The organism is Thioalkalivibrio sp. AKL10, from assembly GCF_000381845.1.
In the GTDB taxonomy this organism is placed as follows: domain Bacteria; phylum Pseudomonadota; class Gammaproteobacteria; order Ectothiorhodospirales; family Ectothiorhodospiraceae; genus Thioalkalivibrio; species Thioalkalivibrio versutus.
The window spans coordinates 271,298-296,828 of record NZ_KB907145.1 but is presented as its reverse complement, the minus strand read 5'-3'; the positions used below and the strand labels follow the sequence as shown (position 1 = coordinate 296,828).

General features: G+C 68.3%; 28 protein-coding genes and 1 pseudogene. 15 read left to right on the top strand and 14 right to left on the bottom strand.

Features of this window, described 5'->3' with window-relative positions:
- Positions 1–26 precede the first annotated feature (26 nt).
- The 11 genes and pseudogenes from G333_RS0112455 to G333_RS15195 all read left to right on the top strand — a co-directional run.
- Complete coding sequence (locus G333_RS0112455; protein WP_019628596.1) at positions 27–1,400, top strand: NAD(P)/FAD-dependent oxidoreductase; 1,374 nt, start codon at positions 27–29, stop codon at positions 1,398–1,400.
- Positions 1,401–2,171: a DUF1365 domain-containing protein gene (locus G333_RS0112450; RefSeq protein WP_018937908.1), complete on the top strand. Its 771-nt coding sequence runs from the start codon at positions 1,401–1,403 to the stop codon at positions 2,169–2,171.
- Positions 2,171–3,427, top strand: coding sequence for a cyclopropane-fatty-acyl-phospholipid synthase family protein (locus G333_RS0112445; RefSeq protein ID WP_018951052.1), 1,257 nt, complete (start codon positions 2,171–2,173; stop codon positions 3,425–3,427). Before G333_RS0112450 ends, G333_RS0112445 begins: the two co-directional genes overlap by 1 nt.
- Entirely contained in the window at positions 3,408–4,772 is a 1,365-nt protein-coding gene (locus tag G333_RS0112440; RefSeq protein WP_018951053.1) for an MFS transporter, read from the top strand. The genes G333_RS0112445 and G333_RS0112440 overlap by 20 nt, the downstream gene beginning before the upstream one ends.
- Complete coding sequence (locus G333_RS0112435; RefSeq protein ID WP_019628595.1) at positions 4,769–5,359, top strand: chalcone isomerase family protein; 591 nt, start codon at positions 4,769–4,771, stop codon at positions 5,357–5,359. Before G333_RS0112440 ends, G333_RS0112435 begins: the two co-directional genes overlap by 4 nt.
- 369 nt (positions 5,360–5,728) lie before the next feature.
- Positions 5,729–6,226 carry a GNAT family N-acetyltransferase gene (locus G333_RS0112430; RefSeq protein WP_019628594.1) on the top strand — a complete coding sequence of 166 codons (498 nt, stop codon included), beginning with the start codon at positions 5,729–5,731 and terminating at the stop codon, positions 6,224–6,226.
- Between the two features lie 226 nt (positions 6,227–6,452).
- The gene (locus tag G333_RS0112425) at positions 6,453–6,935 is read left to right on the top strand and encodes a hypothetical protein (protein ID WP_019628593.1); all 483 of its coding nucleotides are present in this window, start codon (positions 6,453–6,455) and stop codon (positions 6,933–6,935) included.
- A complete protein-coding gene (locus tag G333_RS0112420) occupies positions 6,901–7,746 on the top strand; it encodes a hypothetical protein (RefSeq protein WP_019628592.1) in 846 nt (281 codons plus the stop codon). The genes G333_RS0112425 and G333_RS0112420 overlap by 35 nt, the downstream gene beginning before the upstream one ends.
- Positions 7,747–7,947: 201 nt before the next feature.
- The gene (locus G333_RS0112415; RefSeq protein ID WP_019628591.1) at positions 7,948–8,199 is read left to right on the top strand and encodes an AbrB/MazE/SpoVT family DNA-binding domain-containing protein; all 252 of its coding nucleotides are present in this window, start codon (positions 7,948–7,950) and stop codon (positions 8,197–8,199) included.
- Positions 8,193–8,579, top strand: coding sequence for a type II toxin-antitoxin system PemK/MazF family toxin (locus tag G333_RS0112410; RefSeq protein ID WP_019628590.1), 387 nt, complete (start codon positions 8,193–8,195; stop codon positions 8,577–8,579). The genes G333_RS0112415 and G333_RS0112410 overlap by 7 nt, the downstream gene beginning before the upstream one ends.
- A gap of 34 nt (positions 8,580–8,613) precedes the next feature.
- A pseudogene (locus tag G333_RS15195) lies at positions 8,614–8,855 on the top strand (hypothetical protein); the annotation flags it as partial.
- A 173-nt stretch (positions 8,856–9,028) separates the two neighbouring features.
- On the opposite strand, the gene G333_RS0112400 reads toward G333_RS15195, so the two are convergent.
- From G333_RS0112400 to G333_RS0112375, 6 genes are all read right to left on the bottom strand, one after another.
- Positions 9,029–10,150, bottom strand: a complete 1,122-nt coding sequence (locus tag G333_RS0112400) for a porin (RefSeq protein ID WP_019628588.1) — start codon at positions 10,148–10,150, stop codon at positions 9,029–9,031.
- A gap of 1,067 nt (positions 10,151–11,217) precedes the next feature.
- Positions 11,218–12,405 carry an FAD-dependent monooxygenase gene (locus G333_RS0112395; protein WP_019628587.1) on the bottom strand — a complete coding sequence of 396 codons (1,188 nt, stop codon included), beginning with the start codon at positions 12,403–12,405 and terminating at the stop codon, positions 11,218–11,220.
- On the bottom strand, positions 12,402–13,664 hold the full coding sequence (locus G333_RS0112390; RefSeq protein WP_019562834.1) for an FAD-dependent monooxygenase: 1,263 nt from the start codon (positions 13,662–13,664) through the stop codon (positions 12,402–12,404). The genes G333_RS0112395 and G333_RS0112390 overlap by 4 nt, the downstream gene beginning before the upstream one ends.
- A 474-nt stretch (positions 13,665–14,138) precedes the next feature.
- Positions 14,139–15,467, bottom strand: a complete 1,329-nt coding sequence (gene pepP / locus G333_RS0112385; RefSeq protein WP_018649783.1) for a Xaa-Pro aminopeptidase — start codon at positions 15,465–15,467, stop codon at positions 14,139–14,141.
- A gap of 32 nt (positions 15,468–15,499) precedes the next feature.
- A complete protein-coding gene (locus G333_RS0112380) occupies positions 15,500–16,105 on the bottom strand; it encodes a UPF0149 family protein (protein WP_018938739.1) in 606 nt (201 codons plus the stop codon).
- Positions 16,105–16,392, bottom strand: coding sequence for a hypothetical protein (locus tag G333_RS0112375; RefSeq protein WP_018168504.1), 288 nt, complete (start codon positions 16,390–16,392; stop codon positions 16,105–16,107). Before G333_RS0112375 ends, G333_RS0112380 begins: the two co-directional genes overlap by 1 nt.
- Before the next feature lie 217 nt (positions 16,393–16,609).
- Here G333_RS0112375 and G333_RS0112370 point away from each other — a divergent pair, with 217 nt between their 5' ends.
- Both G333_RS0112370 and G333_RS0112365 read left to right on the top strand, forming a co-directional pair.
- Positions 16,610–16,837 (top strand): cell division protein ZapB, encoded by a 228-nt coding sequence (locus G333_RS0112370; RefSeq protein ID WP_018950274.1) that lies wholly within the window; start codon positions 16,610–16,612, stop codon positions 16,835–16,837.
- Positions 16,834–17,136 carry a cell division protein ZapA gene (locus G333_RS0112365; RefSeq protein WP_018143885.1) on the top strand — a complete coding sequence of 101 codons (303 nt, stop codon included), beginning with the start codon at positions 16,834–16,836 and terminating at the stop codon, positions 17,134–17,136. The genes G333_RS0112370 and G333_RS0112365 overlap by 4 nt, the downstream gene beginning before the upstream one ends.
- A 263-nt stretch (positions 17,137–17,399) precedes the next feature.
- Here the strand turns inward: G333_RS0112365 and G333_RS15300 are convergent, their stop codons facing one another.
- From G333_RS15300 to G333_RS0112330, 8 genes are all read right to left on the bottom strand, one after another.
- Positions 17,400–17,606 (bottom strand): hypothetical protein, encoded by a 207-nt coding sequence (locus G333_RS15300; protein ID WP_155986125.1) that lies wholly within the window; start codon positions 17,604–17,606, stop codon positions 17,400–17,402.
- A 396-nt stretch (positions 17,607–18,002) separates the two neighbouring features.
- Positions 18,003–18,611, bottom strand: a complete 609-nt coding sequence (gene ruvA / locus G333_RS0112360; RefSeq protein WP_019628586.1) for a Holliday junction branch migration protein RuvA — start codon at positions 18,609–18,611, stop codon at positions 18,003–18,005.
- Positions 18,608–19,123, bottom strand: coding sequence for a crossover junction endodeoxyribonuclease RuvC (gene ruvC, locus G333_RS0112355; RefSeq protein WP_026181986.1), 516 nt, complete (start codon positions 19,121–19,123; stop codon positions 18,608–18,610). The genes ruvA and ruvC overlap by 4 nt, the downstream gene beginning before the upstream one ends.
- A gap of 21 nt (positions 19,124–19,144) precedes the next feature.
- Entirely contained in the window at positions 19,145–19,885 is a 741-nt protein-coding gene (locus tag G333_RS0112350) for a YebC/PmpR family DNA-binding transcriptional regulator (RefSeq protein WP_018168501.1), read from the bottom strand.
- A gap of 401 nt (positions 19,886–20,286) precedes the next feature.
- Entirely contained in the window at positions 20,287–20,916 is a 630-nt protein-coding gene (locus tag G333_RS0112345; RefSeq protein WP_018938742.1) for a triacylglycerol lipase, read from the bottom strand.
- A gap of 21 nt (positions 20,917–20,937) precedes the next feature.
- Positions 20,938–22,722, bottom strand: coding sequence for an aspartate--tRNA ligase (aspS, locus tag G333_RS0112340; protein WP_019628585.1), 1,785 nt, complete (start codon positions 22,720–22,722; stop codon positions 20,938–20,940).
- A gap of 101 nt (positions 22,723–22,823) precedes the next feature.
- Positions 22,824–23,474 carry a DUF502 domain-containing protein gene (locus G333_RS0112335; RefSeq protein WP_018143891.1) on the bottom strand — a complete coding sequence of 217 codons (651 nt, stop codon included), beginning with the start codon at positions 23,472–23,474 and terminating at the stop codon, positions 22,824–22,826.
- Between the two features lie 3 nt (positions 23,475–23,477).
- On the bottom strand, positions 23,478–23,795 hold the full coding sequence (locus G333_RS0112330; protein WP_018143892.1) for an FmdB family zinc ribbon protein: 318 nt from the start codon (positions 23,793–23,795) through the stop codon (positions 23,478–23,480).
- A 493-nt stretch (positions 23,796–24,288) separates the two neighbouring features.
- Here G333_RS0112330 and G333_RS0112325 point away from each other — a divergent pair, with 493 nt between their 5' ends.
- Positions 24,289–24,666 carry a DsrE family protein gene (locus G333_RS0112325; protein ID WP_018143893.1) on the top strand — a complete coding sequence of 126 codons (378 nt, stop codon included), beginning with the start codon at positions 24,289–24,291 and terminating at the stop codon, positions 24,664–24,666.
- 10 nt (positions 24,667–24,676) lie between these two features.
- Entirely contained in the window at positions 24,677–25,531 is an 855-nt protein-coding gene (locus tag G333_RS0112320; protein WP_018168497.1) for an SDR family NAD(P)-dependent oxidoreductase, read from the top strand.

Genomic DNA, 25,531 nt, shown 5'->3' with positions numbered 1-25,531 from the left:
GCCCTGCGGCCCGGAGATCCACCACCATGCAACGCTCGCGCATCGCCGTCATCGGCGGAGGCATCGCCGGCCTGTCCGCCGCCTGGATTCTGCAGACCCGGCACCAGGTCCAACTGTTCGAAGCGGAACCGGAGCTCGGCGGCCACGCCCATACGGTGGAGGTACCCGATCCGCAGGGCCACACGGCCATTGATACCGGCTTCGTGGTCTACAACGAGCGCAATTACCCCCTGCTCACCCGCCTGTTCACGGAACTCGATGTCCCCACCCAGGATACGGACATGTCCTTCGGCTACTCGCGCCAGCCCGCGGGCGTCGAGTATGCCGGCTCCGATCTGAACACCCTGTTCGCGCAGCGCCGCAACCTGGTGCGCCCGACCTTCCTGCGCATGGCGCGCGATATCCTGCGCTTCAACCGCCTGGGCAAGGGCCTGTTCGAGCGTGGCGAAAGCCCGGAGGGCACGCTCGGCGCGTTTCTCGCCCGACACCGCCTGGGCCGCGGCTTCACCGAGGACTACCTGCTGCCGATGGCGGCCGCGATCTGGTCCTGCCCGCCCGAGGAGATCCGCGAGTTCCCGGCCGCCAGTTTCCTGCAGTTTTTCCACAACCACGGCCTGCTGGATCTGCGTGATCGCCCGCAATGGCGCACCGTGGTCGGCGGCAGCCGCGAGTACGTCCAGCGGCTCGCGGGGCGCCTGGAACCCGGCAGCGTGGTTCACCAACCGGTGCGCGCAGTGATCCCCGAGGCCGACCGGTGGCAGGTCCTGACCCACGATCAGGCAGCGGGGTTCGACGCGGTCGTGTTCGCCTGCCACGCCAACACCGCGCGCTGGCTGCTGAACAAGGCCGACCCGGCGCGCGAGCGTCTGCTCGCCGCCTGCCGCTTCCAGCCCAACCGCGCGGTACTGCACACCGACCCGGCGCTGATGCCCCGCTCGCGCCGCGTGTGGTCCTCCTGGAACTATCTCTCCGGGCGCTCCACCCAGGCGCGCGACAGCGTCTCGGTCTCCTACTGGATGAACCGCCTGCATCGCCTGGAACGGCGCCAGGACTACATCATCAGCCTGAACCCCTGGCGCGAGCCGCACCCGAACACCGTGCTCGGCGAACAGCACTGGGAACACCCGGTCATGGACACCGCGGCGGAGAAGGCGCGTCAGCGCCTCGCGGCCACCCAGGGCGAGAACAACCTGTACTTCGCCGGTGCGTGGATGGGCTACGGCTTCCACGAGGATGGACTGCGCTCGGCCGTTTCCATCGGGCGATCGCTGGGCATCGAACCGCCCTGGTCCTGCCCTGCGCACCCCCCCATGCAGACCGCCCGCCAACCGGGCTCCGCCATTCACGGCGGCGTAGCGGAACCGGCGCACGCGCCGCCTGCGCAATCCCGGAGCGCGTGAATGGACGCCGCCCTGGTCCATGGCACGGTGCTGCACCAGCGGTTCTTTCCGCAGCAATATCGCTTTCGCTACCCGGTAACCAGCGCGCTGTTCGATATCGATCGCCTGGCGGAGACCACCCGGCGCTGCCGTCTGTTCTCGCTGAATCGCTTCAACCTGTTCAGCCTGCGCACCCGGGACCACGGCCCGCGCGACGGCCGCCCCTGGCGCCCGTGGATCGAGGCCCACCTGGCCGAACACGCCATCGACCTGGCCGGTGGCCCGATTCACCTGCTGACCATGCCGCGCGTCCTCGGGCACGCCTTCAACCCGCTCAGTGTCTGGTACGCCCGGCATGCCGACGGCGAACTGCGCGCCATCCTGCTGGAGGTGCGCAATACCTTCGGCGAGCACCACCACTACCTGCTGCACGAGAACGGCGCCCCCATGGCCCTCCCCGTGCGCCAGGAAAAGAACAAGGCCTTCCACGTCTCACCGTTCATCGACATGCACGCGCGCTACGCCTTCACCCTGACGCCGCCGCGCCTGCAGTCCGGCGCATCGCTGCGCATCGCGATCAACGAATACCAGGACCAGGACCTGATGCTGGTGGCCTCGCAACACGGCCGCCTGCGCCCGTTCAGCGACCGCGCACTGCTGGCCGCCTTCCTGAAGAAACCCTGGATGACCCTCAAGATCCTGCCGCTGATCCACTGGCAGGCTCTCAGAATCTGGTGGCGCGGCGGGCGCTATCACCCACGGCCCGCACCCCCCGCACAGGAGATCGACTAATGGCCCTCGACCACATCGACACCCCGCAGGAAGGCACGGCCCGGCGCGACTGGGCCCTGCGCCTGGTCGCCCGCGCCCTGAAAGACATCGACACCGGGCAGATCACCCTGATCGGTCCGTCCGGCGACCGCATCACCTTGCGCGGGCGCAAGGCCGGCGTCGAGGCGGTATGGCACTTCCGCCGCCCGTGGCGGGCCATCCTGCGCCTGCTGCGCCACGGCGATATCGGCTTCGCCGAAGGCTTCATCAGTGGCGACTGGATCACCCCCGACCTGCAGACGCTGCTGCGCTTCGCCACCGACAACGAACAGGCCCTGGCGCCGATGGCCGAGCGCCCGACATGGCAGCGCGCCATCGACCGCATGCGCCACTGGATGCACCGCAACAGTCGCCGCGGGAGCCGCGCCAACATCCGCTTCCACTACGATCTCGGCAACGACTTCTACAACCTGTGGCTGGACCGCACCATGAGCTACTCGTCGGCGCTGTTCACCCGCGGCGACGAGGCCCTGGAACAGGCCCAGGCGCAGAAGTACGCCCGCCTGCTGGACCAGCTGAACGCCGAACCCGGCGCGCATATCCTCGAGATCGGCTGCGGCTGGGGCGGCTTTGCCGAGATGGCCGCGCAGCGTGGCTACCGCGTCACCGGCGTGACACTCTCGCAGGAGCAACTCGACTATGCCCGCGCCCGCATCGAACGCGCCGGCCTGAGCGACCGCGTCGAGCTGCGTCTGCAGGACTATCGCGACCTGCAGGGCACCTTTGATCACGTGGTCTCGATCGAGATGTTCGAGGCCGTGGGCGAACACTGGTGGCCGACCTTCTTCGCCAAGGTTCGCAGCTGCCTGCGCCCGGGCGGCCGCGCGGCGCTGCAGGTCATCACCATCGCGGAGGAGGCCTTCGAGTACTACCGCCGCAACGCGGACTTCATCCAGCTCTACATCTTCCCCGGTGGCATGCTGCCCTCGGTCCCGCGCTTCAACGCGGAGGCCGAGCGCGCCGGGCTCGCAGTCAAGGACCAGGCCCTGTTCGGCGAGGACTACGCGCGCACGCTGCGCCACTGGCACCGGGAGGTCCGCCAGGCGGAGCCGGTCATCGAGGCGCTGGGCTACTCGCAGTCGTTCCTGCGCATGTGGCGCTACTACCTCGCCTATTGCGAGGTCGGCTTCGACACCGCCCGCGTGAACCTGATGCAGGCGGTTCTGCAAAGTCCCGTCCAGCCCGCCGCGCCGGGCCATGACCCCGCGAACCGATGAGGTGAGCACACTACGCTGGCCGCGACTGTTCGCCTACGGCGGCCTGGGCATGCCCCTGGCCGTCCTCGGCCTGCCGCTGTATGTCTTCCTGCCCGCGCACTACGCCGAGCACACCGGCCTGGGCGTCACCCTGGTCGGCGTCTTCCTGCTGCTGGCGCGGCTGCTGGATGTCGTCACCGACCCGCTGATCGGCCATCTGTCCGACCGCATCCCCGGCGCCTGGCGGCGGCGCGCGGTCATGCTTGCGGGCGTCCCGTTGCTGCTGATCGCCGCGCCCTTCCTGTTCCGCCCACCGGCGGATGCCGGCGCCTGGTATCTGCTGATCTTCAGCACCCTGGTCTACCTCGGCTGGACGCTGGTCGCCCTGCCCTACGCCGCCTGGGGCGCCGAGCTCTCCGGCGACTACCACGAGCGCTCGCGCATCACCGCCACGCGCGAGGGCTTCGTCGTCCTGGGCACGGTAACGGCCGCCGCGCTCCCCGCGGTCCTGGGCCTGCAGGACGATGCCGGCGCGGCGCTGGCCACCCTTGCAGTCCTGCTGTGGGTGCTGCTGCCGATCGCCTTCGTCGTCCTGCTCTGGCGGGTGCCGGAGCGCCCGGGGCGCCTGGCGCCGGTGCCCTGGCGCGCCGGCTGGACCCTGCTGCGGTCCAACCAACCGTTCCGCCGCCTAGTCCTCGCCTGGGTCCTGAACGGCACCGCCAACGCCATCCCGGCCACCCTGTTCCTGCTGTTCATCACCCACGTGCTGGAGGCCCCCGGACACGCCGGGCCACTGCTGCTGGTCTACTTCGCCACCGGCATCCTCGCGCTGCCCCTGTGGCTGCGCCTCGCCCGCCGGCTGCCCAAGCACCGGGTGTGGACGCTGTCGATGCTGCTCGCCTCGACCTTCTTTATCTGGGTTCCGTTCCTCGGTTCCGGCGACGTGCTCGCGTTCTACGCCATCACCGTATTGACCGGGCTCAGCCTCGGTGTGGACCTGGCGCTGCCGGCTGCGATGCAGGCCGACGTGATCGACCAGGACACCGCCGACGGCGGCGGCGAGCGCGCCGGACTGTTCTTCGGGCTGTGGGGCATGGCTACCAAGCTGGCCCTGGCCCTGGCCGTTGGCATCAGCTTCCCGCTGCTGGGCCTGGCCGGCTTCTCGGCCGACGGCGACAACGGCCCCACCGCCCTGCTCGTGCTGGCGCTGGCCTACGCCGGCCTGCCTGTGTTGTTCAAGCTCGCGGCGATGGCCCTGATCTGGCGCTTCCCCATCGACGCCGACGCCCAGCATGCCCTGCGCGAACGCATCCACGCGCGCGAACGCGCCGCGCCTTCAGCCCAGCCCGGAGGAACCACCCCATGAATAGCCACGCCACCCGCCGCGGGACCCTGCTCGCATCCATGCTGCTGCTTGCACTGTTCCTGACCGGCGCACCCGCCAGCGCCACGACCGAGATCGACGGCGTCCGCTTTGCCGACACGGTCACGATCGACGACACGACCGTCCCGCTGCGCGCCGGGCGGCTCTATCGCTACACCATCTTTCGGGTCTACGTCGGCGCGCTCTACGTCCCGGAAAACGTCGCTCCGGACGATGTGCTGACGGCCGACGTGCCCAAGCGCCTGGAACTGGAATACCTGCGCGCCATTAGCGCCGACGACTTCCGCAAGAGCGGCAACCGCCTGCTCGAAGACCAGCAGACCCCGGACACCATTGCGGCCCTGTCCGACCGGCTGGAGACCTTCAACGCCGCCTACCGCGACATGGAGGCGGGCGACCGCTACGCCCTGGAATACCGCCCGGGCCATGGCACCCGCCTGCTGCAAAACGGCACACCGCTGGTCGAGGTCCCCGGCCACGACTTCGCCACGGCCTACTTCGGTATCTGGCTGCACCCGGAAGAGCCCCTGTCCCGCCGCTTCCGCGACACCCTGATCGGCCAACGCTGAATCCGTCGCATCCCGGTTGCCCGCAGTTGCATTCGCGCAAGTGCATCGCAGGCTCAAACCAGGCGCCAAACGTTCACCGGTCATCGCGAGGCGCGAAGCGCCGTGGCGATCGCCCCGCCCTGCCACCCGCACACGCCCATGGATGGCCGCGCGGCGCGCACAACGACAAAAGGCACCTCCGGTTCATGCACAGTGATTGGTTCGCGAGGCTCACGATCCGCTAACTAACTCACAGGAAGAATGCCCCAACGTAGACTAAACTTTTCCGTTCGGGACCCAGGGCCAGGAAGGCCGGGGAGCCACTGATCCATCCGTCCGCTCGCGTACGGATCGGGGCTCTCCCTCACGGCGTCCCGACGGAGGATTGCCATGCAACACCGCATCGCCTTCCGGGAGGCCACCTGGCCTGCCGACGCCGAGGCCCTGTCCCAAGTTCGCTGCGAGGTCTTCGTCGAGGAACAGGGCGTGCCCGAACCACTGGAGTTCGACGGCCTGGACGCCGCCGCCCTGCACTGGCTGGCCACCGGGCCAGGGGACGAACCGGTCGGCACCCTGCGCATGCTGCCCTCCGGCCAGATCGGCCGCATGGCCGTGCGTGAACCCTGGCGCGGACACGGCATCGGCTCGCGCCTGCTGGACTGTGCCCTCCTGGCCGCTGCCCGCCACGGCTGGCGCGAGGTCTGGCTGAACGCCCAGAACGGCCGCATCGGCTTCTACGCCCGCCACGACTTCTTCGTCATCAGCGACACCTTCGAAGACGCCGGCATCCCCCACCGCCGCATGCTCCACCGCATCCACTCCCCGATCGCACGACCCAGCCAACCCTGGAGCCGTCCCAACCACGGCCTGGCCGCGCATCCGCTATAGCCTACCCCCCCCCCGGGGCCGGGCTCCTCGTGATGCGATTCGCTACGCTCTTCGGCATCCTACGAGGCATTCTGTGGGAGCGTGCCTGCACGCGAATCCCCGCCCCGAAACCAACGAATCCAGCCGGCCCCCGACGCCGCACGAAACCACCACCGAACCCAGAGATGCGAACACACCCGCACTCGCCTATGCTGAGAGAAGCACCCAGCCCGCGAGCGACACGCCGATGACCACCCCCGAACGCGACCCGACCCTGATCGACGCCGAGGCCCTGCTGGCCGAACTCCTGGCCGCCACCCGCCGGCGCCTCTGGCTGCATGCCCGCGTCGCGCTCCTGGCCGAGATCGCGGGTGCCGACCTCGGCGCCGAGCTGGCCGGCATCGCGCGCCGCCATCGCCATACCGATATCCGCCTGCTGGTGGACGACGATCTCGCCCTGAAGGAACAACTCCCAAGCCTGGTCGAGAGCATCAAGCGTCTACCCAGCGCCGTGTCGGTGCGCCGGCTGGAGGCCGCGGAGGAAAGCCCGCTCACCGTCACCGCCATCGCCGATCACAGCGGCTGGATGCAGCTCACCCAAGCCGGCGGACGCCGCATCCTGCGCGGCGACGTCGAGGACCGGCCCGGCACCCAGCGCGCAGCCCAGAATTTCGAGGCCAACTGGAGTCTCAGCGATGAAGCCGTCGAGCTCCGCCGCCTCCTCGTCTGACATGCCCCGCATGGTGGATCGGCGCCGCTGGCTACGGGGCGCCCTCGCATTAGCCGCCGGCACGCTCCTGCCTGTAGCCGCGCTCGCGCGTGAACCCCACGCCGAAGTCGCCGTCCTGCCGCTGCAAAACCGCCCGGCCCACAGCCTGCTGCCCGAGCTCCAGGCCCTGTTCGGCGACACCGCCACCCTGCGCGGCGACGGCTTCCGCCTGCTGGTGCGCGCCGACGCCCGCACCCTCCAGCAGATCCGCGAGGTCGTCACCGAACTCGACGCCCCGACCCAGGACCTCATCCTCTCCGTGCGCCGCCACAGCGACGCCCCGCGAACCGAACGCGGCAGCGGTTTCGAGAGCGGCCCGGACGGCACCGAAGGGCGCATCACCACCCAGCGCCTGCGCACCACGCGCCGCGACGACCAGACCCAACACCTGCGCCTGCGCGAAGGCACCGATGCGATCATCCTGGTCGGCGAGACCCGCACCGCCGGCTTCCGCATCATCCACGGCCGCGCCGGCGTCGGCGTCGAACCCCTGCTACAGGACACCGCCCGCGGCTTCCGCGTGCGCCCCCAGGTCCAACCCGACGGCCGTGTGCGCGTCGCCATTGCCCACCTCCACGAACGCCCCCTCGCGCGCGGCGCCGTGGACCGCGAAGCCGTCGACACCCAGCTCACCCTGGAGCCGGGCACCTGGCACACCCTCGGCGGCGTCCACAGCGAGAGCGCCACCGAGCAGCGCGGCCTCGCCTCCCGCCGCACTACCCGCGACCGCGACACCCTCTCCCTCGAAATCCGCGTCGATCCCGTTCGCTAGCCAGCCCCCATGATGCGATTCGCTTCGCTCATCGGCATCCTACGGGATAGCACCGCCCCGTAGGGTGCGTTGAGCCCCGCGAAACGCACCTCCAACCGCGAGGCATCGACCACCCAACTGGCAGACCAACGGTCTGGCGCACTTCCACACCGGGGTGATACAGTTGTTTAAACAATGTCTATACATCTTGCGGGTGGAGCCATGGCCGAGACACGACTGAACATCAAGCGCTGGGGCAACAATCTGGGGGTTCGCCTTCCAGCGGCCATCGCGCGCGCAGCGCATCTGGAGGCGGACCAATCCGTCATCGTGTCCGTGGAGGGCAACCAGATCGTAATCCGTCCGGAAACCAGTCAATCCATGACCCTCGATGAGCGTCTGGAAGGGTTTGACCCGGATATCCACGGCGGTGAGGTCATGCGCACGGACGTGATTGGAAATGAACGATGGTAAAGCGCGCAGCACCCAAGGACTGGGTACCCCGGCGCCGTGATGTCATCTGGATCGACTGCAACCCTCAGGCGGGGCGGGAAATGCGAGATATTCACCCCTTCCTGGTCCTGTCACCGACCCAATTCAACGCCCGAACCTCGCTGGTTCTGGGGCTCCCCATGACCACCGCCAACTACAATGCGACCAACCCCTTCGCCGTGGTGGCGGGCACGACGCCGGATGCAAAAACCAGCTACATCCTCTGCCACCAGGTAAAGTCCTTCGACTGGCGCCAACGCAACGCGACACCCCACCCGGCCGGCCAAGTGCCGCAGGGGACGTACCGCGAAGCCTGCGCGGTCCTCAACCAGATCCTCGAACTCTGCCCCGATTCCGCTTAGGGGACATTCGTCATAAACGGGCGGGATCCATCTTCGGATTCAGCTGGCCGGCCGCGGGCGCGTCGCCATTACCCCCGCCACGAATGCCCCCTGCCGCGTAGCGCCGTGGACCGCGACGCCGTCGACACCCAGCTCACCCTGGAGCCGGGCACCTGGCACACCCTCGGCGGCGTCCACAGCGAGAGCGCCACCGAGCAGCGCGGCCTCGCCTCCCGCCGAACCACCCGCGACCGCGACACCCTCACCCTCGAAATCCGCGTCGATTCCGTCCGCTGAACCGCCCGATTTCGGCGGCTCGGCGCTCTGACTGCTCCCGGGGTCGAACGCGCGCCCCCAAACGAAAAATGGCCCCAACGGGGCCCGGACACGCATAAAAAACGGGGCCCCTGGGGGCCCCGCAAAACAAGCTACAAACTAGTTTTTATACCGCTTGGTGGCAGTGGTTGCCCTTAGAAGGACACCCGCATGCCGCCACCCACAGCGGTGTTGGATACGTCGTCAGCCGGCGCCTTGTCTTTGCTGTAGCTAACGCCAGCATAGGCCATCACGCGGTTGCTGAAGTTGTGCTTGATGCCCAGCGCCGCATAGTCCACGTTACCAGCATTATCGCGGTTGGTGTGACCCAAGTTCAGCACAAAGTCATTACGGCCCATGGTGTAGGTTCCGGAAAGGAAATAGGTATTCCCCTTCGACTCGGTGGACTCCATACCCAAGCTTTCACCCATCGCGGTCGGGTCGGTTTCGATCCGGTAGTCTTCCACTTCGGCGACCAGACGGAACGGACCGGTGCTCCAGTCGGCACCGATCTTGGCAGTTTGCACCTTGCTCGCGGTGCTAAATTCGAGGCTCGGGATGTCGACTCCGGCCAGGTCAGCCAGATCATTCACAAAACCCGGAACCTGAATGGAATTGCCGAACTGAGCATTGGCCTGCTCGTGATCATCAGCACGCTGGTAAGCACCGTAGACTTCCACGGGGCCTGCATCGAAGCCCAAGCGCATGGCGTAGCCCGTGTCGCTATGATCGCTGTTGTCCAGGATTGCGGCACCCGTGAAGCTGACCGGGCCGAAATCGTTGGAGTAGGCCAGGACGCGATCCAGATAGGAACCGTTACCGAAACCGCCCATCGGGCCCAGTCGGCCACCCGCGGTGCGGGCCTGCATGAAGGTCGCGTTCAGCGGATCCTTGCCGGCGGTCGCGTAGGGGGAGGTCATACGCCCGGCCATCACGCGGCCGAAGTTGCCGTCGAGGCCCACGTACTGGTCACGGGCACCAGAATTAAAGCCGTCCGTAGTGGTCACGTTCTGTTCGATCTTGGCCAGCGCGGTCAGACCGTTGCCCAGATCGTGATTGACCATCACGCCAATGCGGTTCGGGTTGGCACCGTCGCCCGCGTTACCAGCACCGCCGGCATCATGCATACGGAAGCCGTTATTCTCGAAGGAATCACCGCTGTGGTGCACGATCTGCGTCTGCAGCTGACCGAACAGGGTGACGCTGGTGTCGGCGGCGGCAAAGGCCGGGACTGCGAAGGCGCCGGCAACGGCGACTGCAAGAATCTGTTTTTTCATGGTGCGTATCTCCCAGGAGAGGTGTGTTGTTCGTTTCTTACGCCGCATCCACGGTCGATGCCGCGAATGACAGGTGTTTTATATACACCACGGTGTCTCTTTTCAACCCCTGGGCGGGAAAAAGTTGCCACAGTTGGGCGCTGAACGTGACGCAGGGTGGATTTCGGAAGATCAAACACTTGCGGGAACAGGCTACAGAAAGGTGCGAGATATCCAGCAACTTGCTGAATCGAGGGGATCATTAGGATCGACTTACCTGCCTGGAGGCGAGGGAACGGGTGGCTTGATCAGGTTTTTCTTATTTTTTTCGGGATTTGCTGCGCGCGGGGGTTTTGCAACGCTCGCAAGGTGGGTCAATGCGATGCAACGCCCGTTGTTTTTTTGCAACGAGGTCGTTTTCGGGTGCCGACGAGGAGGGTGTGTTGTGGAAACGCGACATGTCCTCGGGCTGTTGAGGCGTGGCCGGGAGGCGACACGTTTGCGCTGATCAGGCTTTGGCAGGGGCTTCGCGGCCGAGGCCGCTCCTACAGGGGGCATGGTGGGCGGTTGAAGCGCGGGGGTTCATCCGGAGATACCGGCCCTTCGCTTCGCTGCGGCCGGGATGACGGTGTGCAGGACTCGTCTCGGGCTCTCTTCGAACAAGACCTCGGCCACCCGCCGCCGTCATCCCGGAAACCGCGCAGCGGTTATCCTGGATCTCGCACGTTCGGGGAGCCCCAATCCCTTGAGGTCCCGGCCCTGCGCTTCGCTCCGGCCGATGACGGGTGGGATGGACGTGTGGGCGGTATGCCGGGGGTTCGACGAACGGCCGGGGTGACCGGGCGTGGCGGATGGGCGGCATCGCGGGGACATGGCAGCGTGCCAGGGATCGATGAGGAGGGGTTCCCGAGGCCATGATCCGGTTCGCTGCGCTCAGCGCATCCTACGGGATACCACAGCCCCGCCATGCACAGGGTCCAGCGAGCGCTGCCGCACCCGATCCCGGCTCGGACTGCGGTTTAAAGCACTCGCAGGATGTGATGAGCGCAGCGAATCGCATCACCCCGGGCCGAACAACCTGGGTCGCCTTAATCGAGGCCTAAGGCGCGCAGGGCGAGGCGGCGCTTGAGGGGGGTGGCCTGGTCGACCAGGCGAATGCCGAGGCCGCGCAGTTCCGGGAGGCCGGCGGCGTGGGTGCCGAAGACGAGGCGGAAGCCGTCCATGGCGCGTTGCATGAAGGCGTTCTCGCTGCGGCGGTCGCGGGTGTAGGCGCGCAGGACGGTCTCGGCGCCCGGGTCGCGGCGGGCGGGGCCGTGCAGGCGCTCGACCAGGGCGCGGGCGTCGGCGAGCCCGAGGTTCAGGCCCTGCCCGGCCAGCGGGTGGATGGTGTGGGCGGCATCCCCGGCCAGGGCCACGCGGCCGGCGTGGTAGTCGCGGGCGTGGCGGGCTACCAACGGGAAGCTGGCGCGCTTCGATGTGGCGGTGATCGCCCCGAGGCGGTGGTCGATCACGGCCTCCAGCGCCCGGCAGAAGCCGGCATCGTCCAGCGCCAGCGTGTCGTCGGCCTGGTGTTCGGGCTGGGACCAGACGATGGAGCTACGCCCGTCCGCCAGCGGCAGGAAGGCGATGATCTGGTCGTCGACGAAGCGCTGCCAGGCGGTGTCCTCGTGCGGGCGCTCGGTGGTCACGGTCGCGACCACACCACGGGCGTGATAGTCCTGCTCGCGCACCGGGATACCCATGCGGGTGCGCAGGGGCGATTGCGCGCCATCGGCCGCGACCACCAGACGGGCGGAGGCCAGCGGCGCATGTTGCGGGCCGTAGAGATCCACCCGATCCGGGCGGGTATCGAGGCTTTTCCATTCGGTTTCGGGCCACAGGGCCACACCAGCGGCCTCCAGCTCGGTCCACAGCACGGCCTCCAGGGCGGCGTGCTCCACGGTCCAGCCCAGCGCCGGCACGCCCAGCTCGTCGGCATCAAAGCGGATATGCCCGGGGCCGTGGCCATCCCATACGGCCATGCCGGAGAAGGCATGGGCGCGGCGCGCCTCAAGGGCGTCCTGTACCCCCAGACGGGCCAGGAACTCCATGGAGGCGATGTTGAGCGTGGCGACGCGCGTCACCGGGGTCGCGTCGCTGAAGGTGGGCGCGGCAGCGCGCTCCAGCAGCCCGACGCGCAGGCCCTGGCGGGCCGCGCCCAGCGCGATGGCACCACCAACCGCGCCGGCGCCCACCACCAGCAGATCCAGCACGTCGCGGGAACCGGACGCGCTCATGCCCCGCCCCCTGTGTCCGGCCGGGCGAGATGGCGCGCAGTATGGCGCGGCAGCGGGCCAAGGCCCATCGCCGCCTGTGCCAGGCGATCGCGCGCCGGGCGCAGGCGGTCGACGGCCATCATCCCGCTGCCCAGCGCATGCCCGCGCAGGCCTGCCGCATGCAGCATGCCGCGGGCAAGGAAGTCGGTCGCCGCCACCACGCCGTTCACGTCGGCACGCCGGGCCCGGGCATAGGCGGCAAGTGTTGCGGGTGCGCCGGGGTCGGCGACAAAGCCTGGCGCCCCACCCTGCCCGCGCCCCTCGCGCAGCGCCCCCAGCAGGGTCGCCACGTCGCGCAGGGCAAGATTCAACCCCTGCCCCGCCACCGGGTGCACCGCGTGCGCGGCATTGCCCAGCAGCAGCGCGCGGTCCGCGACCGGCTCCGGGGCATGCAGCCGCTCCAGCGGGAAGCGCACCACGCGGCCCACCGGGCGCAGCCGCCCCAGGGTCCAGCCGAAGCGGGCCTGCAGCTCGCGCAGGCGTTCGGCCTCGTCCTGTTCCAGGCGGCGCTCGCAGGTCTCCGGCGGGGCCACCCAGACCACGTTCATCCGCCCATCCGCCTGCGGCAGCAGCGCCAGCGGGCCTTCGTCGGTGAAGCGCTCGAAGGCCTGGCCGTTGTGCGGCCGCGCGGGCAGGACATCGAAGACCAGGGCATCCGCCGCATAGCGCAGGCGGTTCACCGGCAGGCCCAGGGCCTTGCGGGCGGGCGACTGGATGCCGTCGGCGGCCAGGATCAGACGCGCCGCCCAAGTGCTCTCGCCTTCGGCGCCGTGGACGCGCAGTGCGCGCTGGCCGTCCGTCACCTCGCCCACGCCCGCCAGCGTCGAGTGGTGGCGCACGTCCACGCCGGCGTCGCGGCAGGCCGCATCCAGCATCGGCTCCAGCGCGACGGCCGGCACCACCTGGCCGAGGGCGTGGCGGCCGTGATCGACCGCGTTCAGGTGGACGCGCCCCAGGCCACCGCGGCGGCTGACGACAATGGAACGGATCGCGGTCGCCCGTTCGGCCAGCGGCGCCCAATAGCCCAGATCGTCCAGGAACTGCACGGAGCCGGCCGCTAGGGCATAGCCGCGGGTGTCATTCGGGTGGGCGTCCGGCGCCGGCGGTGCGCCGCGCTCGAACAGCGTGACCGCGTAGCCCGCCCGCGCCAGGGTGCAGGCGGCGAGGCCACCTACCGGCCCGCCACCGACGATGGCGATATCGGATCGTTGTTCGGTCATGTCAGCCAATTACCCCGTCGTTGCGAGGCCCCGCAGGGGCCGTGGCAACCTCTGGATGCCTGCACATTGGCGGGATCGAGTGGCAACGGAAGGCGATCGCCACGGCGCTGCGCGCCTCGCGATGACGGGAGTGGTGGGTTGGCGTCCATTTGTAGCGATGGCCATGCCGGCCGAAAAACACGCAGGGTCCTGATGGACCGTTGGCAAAATACCGCTGCGCAGGATGCGGATGAGCGCAGCGAATCGCATCACGGGGCGCGTGGCTCCGTGGTGAGCGGTGCGTTTCGCAGAGCTCAACGCACCCTACGGTTCCTGACTGGCGGAGCGGGATTGTCGCTCCCCCCTTCGCCTGCAAGCAGGCCCCTACGGAGGCTCGTGCATCCTTCCCCCTGTAGGAGCCTGCTTGCAGGCGAAGAGCGCCGGACCGAATCCCCGGCCTTTCATTGCAACGGGCGATGTGGCGGGCGGGCATGGTCAGTTCCAGCCCGGGAGGTCGCCGGCCATGCAGGCCTCGATGTCGGCGACGGTCTTGGGGCAGTCGGCGGTCAGGACCTCGTGGCCGTCGCGGGTGACGGCCACGTCATCCTCGATACGTACGCCGATACCGCGCAGCTCCTTCGGTGCCTCGCTGTAGGGCCCGAAGTAGAGCCCGGGCTCCACGGTCATCACCATGCCCGGTTCCAGCTGGCGCCAGGCGTCGCCGACGCGATAGTCGCCGACGTCGTGCACGTCCAGCCCCAGCCAGTGGCCGGTGCGGTGCATGTAGAACGGGCGGTAGGCCTGGTCGCGGATCAGCTTGTCCAGGCGGCCCTTGAGCACGCCCAGCTCCTTGAGCCCGCGGGTCAACTCGCGTACGGCGGTTACATGCGGGGTGTCCCAGTCGTTGCCGGGCCGGACCTGCTCGATCGCGGCGAGCTGGGCGGCCAGCACGCACTCGTAGACCTCGCGCTGGCGCTCGCCGAAGCGCCCGGAGACCGGGAAGGTACGGGTGATATCCGAGGCGTAGCCCTGCACCTCGCAGCCGGCGTCGATCAGCAGCAGGTCGCCGTCGTTCAGCGCGGCGCGGTTCTCGATGTAATGCAGGATGCAGCCGTTCTCGCCACCGCCAACGATGGAGGGGTACGCGGTCTCGGTCCCGTAGCGGTGGAATTCGTGCAGCAGTTCCGCCTCCACCGCGAACTCGGTCAGGCCCGGCCGGCAGGCCTGCATCGCGCGCACATGCGCCTGGGTAGAGATGGCCGCGGCGTGGCGCATTAGCTTCAGCTCCGGTGCCTTCTTGAACAGCCGCTGCTCGTGCAGGTGGTGCTCCACCGCAACGAACTCGTGCGGCGCGCGCACGCCGTTGCGGGCCTTGGCCCGGACCTGGTTGACCCAGCCGAACAGGCGCTGGTCCAGGGGCTCGTCGCGTCCGAACGGCGCGGCCAGCACTGCGCGGTTCTCCATCAGCCCCGGCAGGATCTCGTCGATATCCTCGATCGGGAAGGCGCACTCGGCCCCGTACGTCTCCATCGCGCCGTCCGGCCCCGCGCGCCGCCCTTGCCAGGTCTCCTGGGTGGGGTCGCGGTCGCGGCAGAACAGGATGTATTCGCCGGCCGGGCGGCCCGGCACCAGCACCGCCACTGCATCCGCCTCGGGGAAGCCGGTCAGGTAGAGGAAGTCGCTGTCCTGACGGAAGGGATATTCGACGTCCCGGTTGCGGGTGCGCTCGTGGGCGGCCGGGACGACGATAATCGAGTCCGGCCCGATCGCCCGCATCAACCGCTGGCGGCGCCGGGCAAACTCGCCCTGCGGGATCTCCGGCATCCGGCCCGGCCGGGGGGCTTGTCGCGTTCGCGTCATTGCATCGGGATCCGTTTCGGGTCGTCCGGGGCCAGCTCGTCGGCGATCAGCAGCACGCCCACGCGCACGTATTCGTTGAGTTCCTCGAAGGCCGCCGCGTTGTCCTCGTCATCGTCCGGTTCCAGTTCGATGCGAGCAATCTCGGCGAAGTCGCGCAGGATCTCGCTAGCCTCGGCCGAGGGCTTGAGCTTGGCCAGCCGCGGCGTCTGCCCCAGCCCGGCAATGAAGCCGTCCACCCACTCCGACAGGGCCTGGGCCTGCGCCTCGATGGCGTCGTCCTCCGGCAACAGCGGACCAAAGCCCAGCTCCACGTCGTAGAGCTGCGCCAGCAGCGCGCGGCGGATCGCCTCCACGGTCTTGTCGAAGCGCTCTCCTGCGCCTTCGGTCAGTGGCAGGGCCTCGCCCAGGCTGGCTTCCAGGGCATCCACGTCGGAACCCGGATCGGCTACCAGGCATCCGGTGAACAGCCCGTGGGCCGAGGCCGGCGTCTGCGCATAGCCCATGCTGCGCAGCCCGTGTTCGAGCTGCTCGCGCAGGGCCTCGGGGTCGCGCTCCAGACCGTCCAGGGACTTGGCGTTTCCGGTGCCCGGTGAATGCGTCATCAGAAGGACTCCAGCCGCGCTTCGTAGGGGAACAGCAGGAAGCGGTAGAGATCGTCCCCCACCTGCAGATGGGTGAACTGCGGCTCGCCTAGCTTGATCGCGCTGGAGCCGGTGGAGGACAGCATGTTGAGACCGAAGCGCTTGTCCTCGATCAAGGCGTTCAACAGCTGCTCCAGCTCCGGACGCGGCACAGTGCCCGTATTGTCGACAATCCGGCACGGCTTTCCGTTATGAGCCGTACCCTCGATCACGGTAGCGTCGGGGCCGGGTTCGGGTGGCTGGGTCATGGGCGACAACACTTGATGGCTAGGGGATTCCACGTATTGTGGCCAGCGCGGGTGCCAGGCCGCAACAAACCCCGGAATGCCTGGTGCACGAACGCGTACATTGACCGGCGTCTCCCTGTGAGTCACGCAAGTTGACGCTTCGCTCGAACGCCTCCTAGACTCCAGAGATTAATCGACTCGCGGCGAAAGCCGCACCTACCACGCGGGGCCCGAGGCCATGCAGCCGAACGACGATTCAGCGATCGACCCGACCGAACGCCTGGAGGCCGCGATCACGCGCCTTCTGGAAGAGCATGCGGCCCTGCGCGAGGAGAACCACCTGTTGCAGGAGCAGATCCGCCAGCTCAAGGGCGAACGCGCGGCCTTCAAGGAACGCAACGAACAGGCGCGCCACCGGGTCGAGAACATGATCGCGCGCCTGCGCTCGATGGAGCACAGCGAATGAGCCAGTCCGAACCCGTCCGCGTCTCCATCATGGGCAAGGAGTACCAGATCGCCTGCCCACCGGAGGAACGCGCCGACCTGTTTGCCTCGGCTTCGCTGATCGACGAGCGCATGCGCGAGTTGCGCGATGGCGGGCGCATCGTGGGCGCCGAGCGCATCGCGGTGATGGTGGCGCTCAATCTGGCGCACGAGATGCTGGAGTGCCGGCAGCAGAAGGCCGGCGCGGACACCTCCGGAAGCTCGGAACGCCTGGTCGCCCTCGCCGACCGCATCGAGAAAAGCCTCGGCTCGTCGCGCTAGCGCGTTTGGCGGCGTCCCGCCGTCTTTCTTCCCTGCATTGCCAAGACCCCCCCGGTACAGCCTGATGGCTGGCCCTGGTTCGTCCTCCGGTGTTTACGTGCCCTCGGTACGCCGCCTGCCACGCGCTGACTCGCCAGCGCGCCCCGAGGTACTTTCTTGCTTGCCCAAGAAAGTACCCAAAGAAGGGCACCCGGATTCCGCCCGGGAACCTTGCTCCAGGGCCCTCGGCCCGGCGGCGCTGAACTCGCTACGCTGCGCTTCGCTCAGACATCCAGCGCCTTCTCCCGGCCCGAGAACCCTTCCGCAAGGGGCTCCATACGGGAGGGGAACGTCAAAACAGCTGGTATTCCTGCCCCGTAGCACAACAACAGGCACAGCCGTTCGAACACCCTCGGCGCCCGCTCTGCGGGCGCGGCACGCCATGGCCAAAGGCCGAACGTGCCGAAGATGTTCGAAGACCTAGCCATCATCCACTGGCAAGAACGCTGGGATAGCCGTTGTTTGGACCTGCCTCCCCGTTGTCGTCGCGCCGAGTGGAGAGGCTTTTCGCGGGATTCAAGGCGCTGGATGTCTGAGCGGAGCCGCAGGCGCAGCGAGTTCAGCGCCGCCCGCGAAAAGCCTCGGAGCGAGGGAAACCCCGGCCCGCGCAGCGGGCCGGGGTCGCGGCAGTCGCGCGTGTTTCTTGGGTACTTCTTTGCACGAGCAAAGAAGTACCTCGCGGCGCGCTGGCGAGTCAGCGCCGGGCAGTATGCGGACCGAAGCCACCGTAAACACCCAACGACGAACCGGGACCAGCCCCTACTGGGCGAGAGGGCAGAAGACGCCTCAAACGGCAGCAAGCGAGCCGCCGCGCGGCTTGGTGCGCGTTAGCGCTTGACGGTGGCGCGGAGGGCCAGGCGTACCAGGGTCTCCACCGAGTCCGCCTGGTCGCGGACGGCGGCGACCATCTTCTCGGCGCTGGCGCGTTGATAGCCCAACGACTCCAGCGCGGCCAGGGCCTCGGCTTCCATCGCGGCGGCGGGCGTCGGTTCGCTGCCGCCCGCTCCCCCGGCGGGTGCGGCGGCAAAGCCCATCTCGGCAAGGCGTTCGCCCAGTTCCAGCACGATGCGCTCGGCGGTACGCTTGCCGATACCCGGCACCTTGGCCAGGCCGGTGACATCGCCGCCGCTGATCAGGCCCGCCAACTCGTCGCCGGCGTAGGTAGAAAGCATGGCGAGCGCCAGCTTCGCGCCGATTCCGTTCACACGGATCAGACGCCGGAACAGGTCGCGATCGCGCTTGTTCAGGAAGCCGAAGAGCTGGTGGGCATCCTCGCGCACGACCAGATGGGTGGCCAGCACGACGGTCTCGCCCGGCTCCGGCAGGGCCGCCAGCGTGGACAAAGGGACGTCAACCTCGTAGCCAACCCCGCCGGCGTCGATCACGACGCCATTGACCTCCCGGCTAATCAGCCGGCCTTCCAGCCGCGCGATCATGGACGGCCCCCGATCGAGCCGGAGGTGGCGGCCGCCAGGCGCGCCTCGTGCTGCTGGGTGTGAGCGTGGCAAAGCGCGACGGCCAGGGCGTCGGCGGCATCGCTGCTGGCCGGTTCGGCCAGGCGTAGAAGTTGCTGCATCATGTGCTGGACCTGTTCCTTGTCCGCCCCGCCGATGCCGACCACGGCCAGCTTGATCGCACGCGGGGCGTATTCGTGTACCGCAAGGCCGGCCTGGGTGGCGGCGCAGATGGCCGCGCCCCGGGCATGTCCCAGCTTGATCGCAGACTGGGCATTGCGCGCGACGAACACCGATTCGATGGCCAGCACGTCGGGCTTCAGTTCATCGATCACCTCGACCACGCCGGCGAAGATCTCGCCCAGGCGCTCGGGGAAACCCTTGGCCTTGGGCCGGATCACACCGTGCCCGCAGGAGCGGCCGCGGCTGCGATCATACTCGACGACCGCGAAGCCGGTGATCCGGGAACCGGGGTCGATCCCGAGGATGCGCACGCCGGTCACGCGGCGGCCGGATCAGTCACCGCTGACCTCGTCGGGAAAGTCGGCATTGGTGAAGACGTTCTGCACGTCATCCAGGTCGTCGAGCATGTCCAGCAGCTTGAGGATCGACTCGGCGGTCTCCGCATCCAGGGGCGCGAGCGTCTCCGGGCGCCAAGTGACCTCGGCATCCTCCGGCTGGAGTTCGCGTTCCGCCAGCGCGGCGCGGACGTCCTGATAGGTATCGGGTTCGGTGATGACCTCAATGGAACCGTCATCCTCGACCTGGACGTCTTCGGCCCCGCCCTCCAGCGCGGCCTCCATCACCACCTCTTCGTCCAGCCCGGGGGCGAAGCGGATCACGCCCTTGTTCTGGAAGAGATAGGCCACCGAACCGTCGGTACCCAGGTTGCCGCCCATCTTGGAGAAGGCGTGGCGCACCTCGGCGACCGTGCGGTTGCGATTGTCGGTCATGCAGTCGACCAGGATGGCCGCGCCGCCCGGACCGTAGCCCTCGTAGCGGATCTCCTCGACGTTGTCGCCGTCGCTCTCGCCCGCCCCGCGCTTGGCCGCGCGCTCGATGGTGTCGCGGGTCATGTTGGCGCCCAGCGCCTTGTCGATCGCCAGGCGCAGGCGCGGGTTGGTCTCCGGGTCCGAGCCGCCCTGGCGCGCAGCCACGGTGATCTCGCGGATCAGCTTGGTGAAGAGTTTGCCGCGCTTGGCGTCCTGGGCATTCTTGCGATGCTGGATGTTCGCCCACTTGCTGTGGCCTGCCATTCGGTCACGACTCCTTGAATTGAGTTCGGTTGCAGCGGCCCCGGGATTCCACCGAGCCGCAGGACCCGCACAGTCTAATCGCTGGCGCGGCGGTAATCACGGATGCCGGCGCAGCACTCACCCACACCGCCTCTTCCCTCCCCCGTCATCGCGAGGAGCGCAGCGACGAAGCACAAAAGCAGCGAAGCTGCGTTGAACGGCCGCAGGCCGGCCCGAAGAAGGACGCGCAGCGCGTCACCAACCGCACAAGCCCCGTCATTGCGAGGCCCCGAAGGGGCCGTGGCAATCTCCTCACGCTGGCAGAGCGCTGGAGTCACGATCCGTTGGTTCCGGACGGAGATTGCTTCGTCGCTGCGCTCCTCGCAATGACGGGGGCGGCGGTGGGGTCGGGCCCGCTGGGGTTATGGCAGGAACTCGCCCGTTTCCAGGAAATGGAGGGTCTCCTGGACCAGCAGACGGTTGACCAGCATGCCGAAGTGGGAGACCGGCATGGTGAGGTGGCGCGAGACCTCCGGGCCGCGCGTCTCGTCCACCGCGACCGTGCCATCGTGCGGATCCGGGAGCGGCGCGACCCAGGGCCCCGGCCCGAACGGCTTGCTGCCGGCGATCATGCCGACGTCGCGACCGCGCAGGACGGGACTGCCGCCGAGCAGGCCACGGTCCAGGGCGGCGCCCAGCCACCAGCGGCCAATTCGGTTCTGCGCGAGGCGCGCGGCCACACGACTGCCCTGCAGCGGCGAACCCAGCATCACGATACGCCCAGGGCGCTGCACCGGCGCGACCTCGAACAGGTGGCGCACGATCACACCGCCCAGGCTATGGGCAACCAGGTGCACGAGGTCGCCGGGGACATCCTCGAGAAACGCAGCCAGGGCGCGCGCGGCCTGCTCCGGCGTTTGCCGGCGCGAGGCATAGCGGAACCCGTGAACCTCGTGGCCGGCCGCGCGCAAACGGCGGCCCAGCAGGGCCATCTCCAGGCCCGGCATGTGCCAGCCATGGACCATGACCACACTGCTGCGCATGCCGGTCATGGCGTTCGGCCGGACAAGCGGTTACTCGGCCTGTTGCGTGGCGCTGGGACGCAGACGGATACCCAGCTCGCGCAGCTGCTTCTCGCCGACCGGGGCCGGGGCGTCGGTCAGCAGGCAGGCGGCGGTCTGGGTCTTGGGGAAGGCCATCACGTCGCGGATCGAGTGGGCACCGCTCATCAGCATCACCAGGCGGTCGAGGCCAAAGGCCAGGCCGCCGTGCGGCGGGGCGCCGAAGTTCAGGGCATCCAGCAGGAAGCCGAACTTCTCGCGCGCCTCTTCCTCACCGATGCCCAGGGCCTCGAACGCGGCCTGCTGCATCTCGGGGTTGTGGATACGGATCGAGCCGCCGCCGACCTCGGTGCCGTTGAGCACCATGTCGTAGGCGCGGGACAGCGCCTCGCGCGGGTTGGCGCGCAGCGCCTCCGGACTGTCCACTGCCGGGGCGGTGAACGGGTGATGCAGGGCGTACAGGCGCTTGTCCTGGTCGTCGTACTCGAACATCGGGAAGTCGACCACCCACAGCGGCTGCCAGCCTGCCTCGACCAGCTCCAGGTCGTGGCCGATCTTCACGCGCAGGGCGCCGATCGCCTCGTTGACCACCGAGGCCTTGTCCGCGCCGAAGAAGATCAGGTCGCCGGCGGCGGCTGCGGTCTTCTCCAGGATCTGCCGGGTCACGTCCTCCGGCAGGAACTTGAGGATGGGCGACTGCAACCCGCCCGCGAGATCGGTCGGGTCGTTGACCTTGATGTAGGCCAGGCCCTTCGCGCCGTAGCGACCGACGTACTCGGTGTAGACGTCGATCTCCTTGCGCGTGAGCTTGGCACCACCCGGCACGCGCAGCGCGGCCACGCGACCCTCGGGGTCGTTCGCCGGGCCGTTGAAGACCTTGAACTCCACCGCCTGCATCACCTCGGTCAGCTCGGTGAACTCCAGCGGGATGCGCAGATCCGGCTTGTCGGAGCCAAAGCGGGCCATCGCCTCGGCATAGGCCATGCGCGGGAACGGATCCGGCAACTCGACGCCCTGGACCTCGCGGAACAGGTGGCGAATCAGGCCCTCGGTCACCTCCATCACGTCCGCCTCGTCGACGAACGCCATCTCCATATCCAGCTGGGTGAACTCCGGCTGGCGGTCGGCGCGCAGGTCCTCGTCACGGAAGCAGCGGGTGATCTGGTAGTAACGATCCATGCCGGACATCATCAGCAACTGCTTGAACAGCTGCGGCGACTGCGGCAGGGCGAAGAAGCTGCCCGGATGCGTGCGGCTGGGCACCAGGTAGTCACGCGCGCCTTCCGGCGTGGCCTTGGTCAGCATCGGGGTCTCGAGGTCGAGGAACTCGCGCTCCTCGAGGAAGCGGCGCATGGCCGCGGAGACCTGCGCGCGCAGGCGCAGGCGCTGCTGCATCAACGGGCGGCGCAGATCCATGTAGCGATAGCGCAGGCGGGTGTCCTCGCCGACGTCTTCGTCGTCCAGCGGGAATGGCGGGGTCTTGGCGGCGTTCAGGACCTCCAGCTCGAGCCCGAGGATCTCCACGGCGCCGGTGGGCAGGTCGGGATTCTCGGTGCCCTCGGGGCGCCGGCGCACGCGGCCGGTCATGCGGATCACGTACTCGGTGCGCAGCTGCTCGGCGCGCGCGAAGACCTCCTCGCGGTCAGGGTCAAACACCACCTGGACCAGGCCCGCATGGTCGCGCAGGTCCACGAAGATCACCCCCCCGTGGTCCCGTCGGCGGTTCACCCAGCCGCAAAGGGTCACCTCCGAGTCGAGTTCGTTCTCGGTGACACGTCCACACAGATGAGTTCGCATTGCGCTGTTCCAGCCGAAGGGCACGCCCGCCAGGGGCCTGCACGGTGAGTCGGGAAAACGGGACGAACATGGCGTTCGCACCCGCGAAAAGGCCGGAAATCTTACGATTTGCCCTGCCCCTGCGCAACCGGCGCCGGCGCTTCTTCAGGGCTTCTCATCGGTGTCACGACCCCCATGGACATCACGAACTTGAGACCATCCTCCACCGTCATGTCCAGTTCGATGGCTTCCTCGCGCGGGACCATGATCACGAAGCCGGAGGTGGGATTGGGCGTGGTCGGGACGAAAACGGTGATGACGTCACGCTCGGTGCGGTCCTGCACCTCGCCGACGGCGACACCGGTCATGAACCCCACGGACCACAGGCCGCGGCGCGGATACTCGATCAACATCACCTTGCGAAACGCCTGCCCGCCGTCGGACAGCACGGTCTCGGTGACCTGTTTGACGGCGCCGTAGATCGAACTGACCAGCGGGATGCGGCGGACGATCGATTCGCCCACCGACACCAGCTTGCGCCCAACGATATTGGCCACCACCACCCCGGTCACGAACACCACCACCACCGCCAGCACGATGCCGGCACCCGGGATGGAGAAGCCGAGAATCGCCTCCGGCCGCCAGGGCGGCGGCAGAAGGAGGATGGTGAAGTCCAGCAGGTCGACCAGCAACTTGATGACAAAGCCGGTGACGATCAGCGGCAGCCAGACCAGCAGCCCTGCAATCAGATAGCGGCGCAGGGAGACCAGCATTGATCAGGTGCCGGTCGCGGCGGTACCGGTCTTGGCGCTACCGGAAGATGCGGACTTTCCGGAGGCGTCCGACTTCGTTGAGCTACTGCCGCTGGAACTGGTGGCCGAGCTGCTGCCCTCTTTCAGGTTGCGCTTGCCGTCCTTCTTGAAGTCGGTCTCGTACCAGCCGCCGCCGGCCAGACGGAAGCCGGCCGCTGACACCTGCTTGGTCAGGGCCTCGGCACCACACTCCGGGCAAATGGTGGCCGGCGGATCGGAGATCTTCTGCAGGATCTCGGAGACCTCGCCGCAATCCTTGCACTGGTATTCGTAAATGGGCATGACTGGAATCCTCGGAATGCATCCGCGAAAACACGGGTTGAGGCGTATTATGCGGCCGTTTTCGGGGAATGAAAGGCCTTCGCTTCCGACAATCCGTTTTCATAATCCAGAACGGTATTTCTCCGGCAAGCATGGGCAGCCCGCTCTCCTGCCCCCCTCAACGTCATCCCGGCGGACGCGCAGCGTAGAGCCGGGATCTCCAGCGTCAGCCCCTTCCCGACCGGGGAGATCCCGGATCACCGCTACGCGGTGTCCGGGATGACGGCAGTGGGGACGACGCGAATGTGTCCGGAATGACGGCGGTGGGTACGGCTCGAACGCGTCCGGGATGACGACAAGGCGGGAGCCGTTCAGGGCCATGCAGCCGATATCCGCCGCCACCGGGGGCGTCTCTTGATGCTGCCCGGCCAATCCGCGCTGGGGTTTGCGCCGGGCGGTCGGAGCGCGGATCATTCACCCCCAACTCGACGATACGACCGCGCAAGGACCTGTCATGGCCGAAAAGATCGTGATCATGCTGCTGAACCTGGACCTGGATCGCCCTGGCACGCTGGGGGCGCCCTTCTTCCAGGCCACCGTCGCCGCCGCGATGGATCTCGAGGTGGAGATCTACTTCGCCGCCGGCACCACACGCCTGCTGCGTCAGGGCGTGGCGGAGACCATCTACCCCGGCGAGGCCAGGGAGAAGTCCGTCTACAGCTTCATGCAGGACGCCCACGAGGCCGGCTGCGCCTTCTACGCCTGCGCCGGAGCGATGAGCGAGAACGGCCTGACGCTGGACAACGCAGTGCCGGAACTGGACGGGATGCGCGGCGGCGGTGCCTTCATCGGCGAGGTCGTCGAGGACGGCGTCGCCACCCTGACCTACTGAGCGCGCCGCCGTGAGTGACACTGCTTCCCGTGCGGTCCTGATTACCGGCTGCTCCAGCGGCATCGGGGCCTGTACCGCGCGCGTGCTGCGTGATCGCGGCTACCGCGTGTTCGCCACCGCCCGGCGCGGTGAGGATGTCGCCCGGCTGAAGAAGGACGGCTTCGAGGCCTTGCAGCTGGATCTGGACGACTCCGCCAGCATCCACAGCGCGGTCACCGAGATCCTGCACCGGACCGACGGCCATCTGTATGCCCTGTTCAACAACGGCGCCTACGGCCAGCCCGGCGCCGTGGAGGATCTGAACCGCGCCACGCTGCGCGCGCAGCTGGAGACCAACGTCCTCGGCTGGCTGGAACTGACCAACGCCGTCCTGCCCGCCATGCGCCGCGCCGGCGAAGGCCGCATCATCCAGAACAGCTCGGTCCTGGGCCTGGTCGCCCTGCGCCTGCGCGGGGCCTACGTGACCTCCAAATTCGCGATCGAGGGCATGAGCGACACCCTGCGCCAGGAACTCCACGGGACCGGCATCCATGTCGCCTTGATCGAGCCGGGGCCGATCCGCAGCGCGTTCCGCGCCAACGCGCTGAAGGCCTTTCGCTACCACGTCCAGCGCGAACACGGCCCCTGGCAGGAGACCTACCGCGCCGCCGAGGCCCGCATGGCGGACGCCGAGGCCGATGCACCGTTCACGCTGGGGCCCGAGGCCGTCGCGCGCTGTGTCGTGCACGCCCTGGAGGCCCGCCGCCCGCGGGTGCGCTATCACGTGACCTTCCCCACGCGGCTGTTCGCCTTCCTCAAGTGGCTGCTACCGGCCCGCGCGATGGATGCCGTGCTGCGCGGTGTATCACGCGGGGAGAACCGCTGA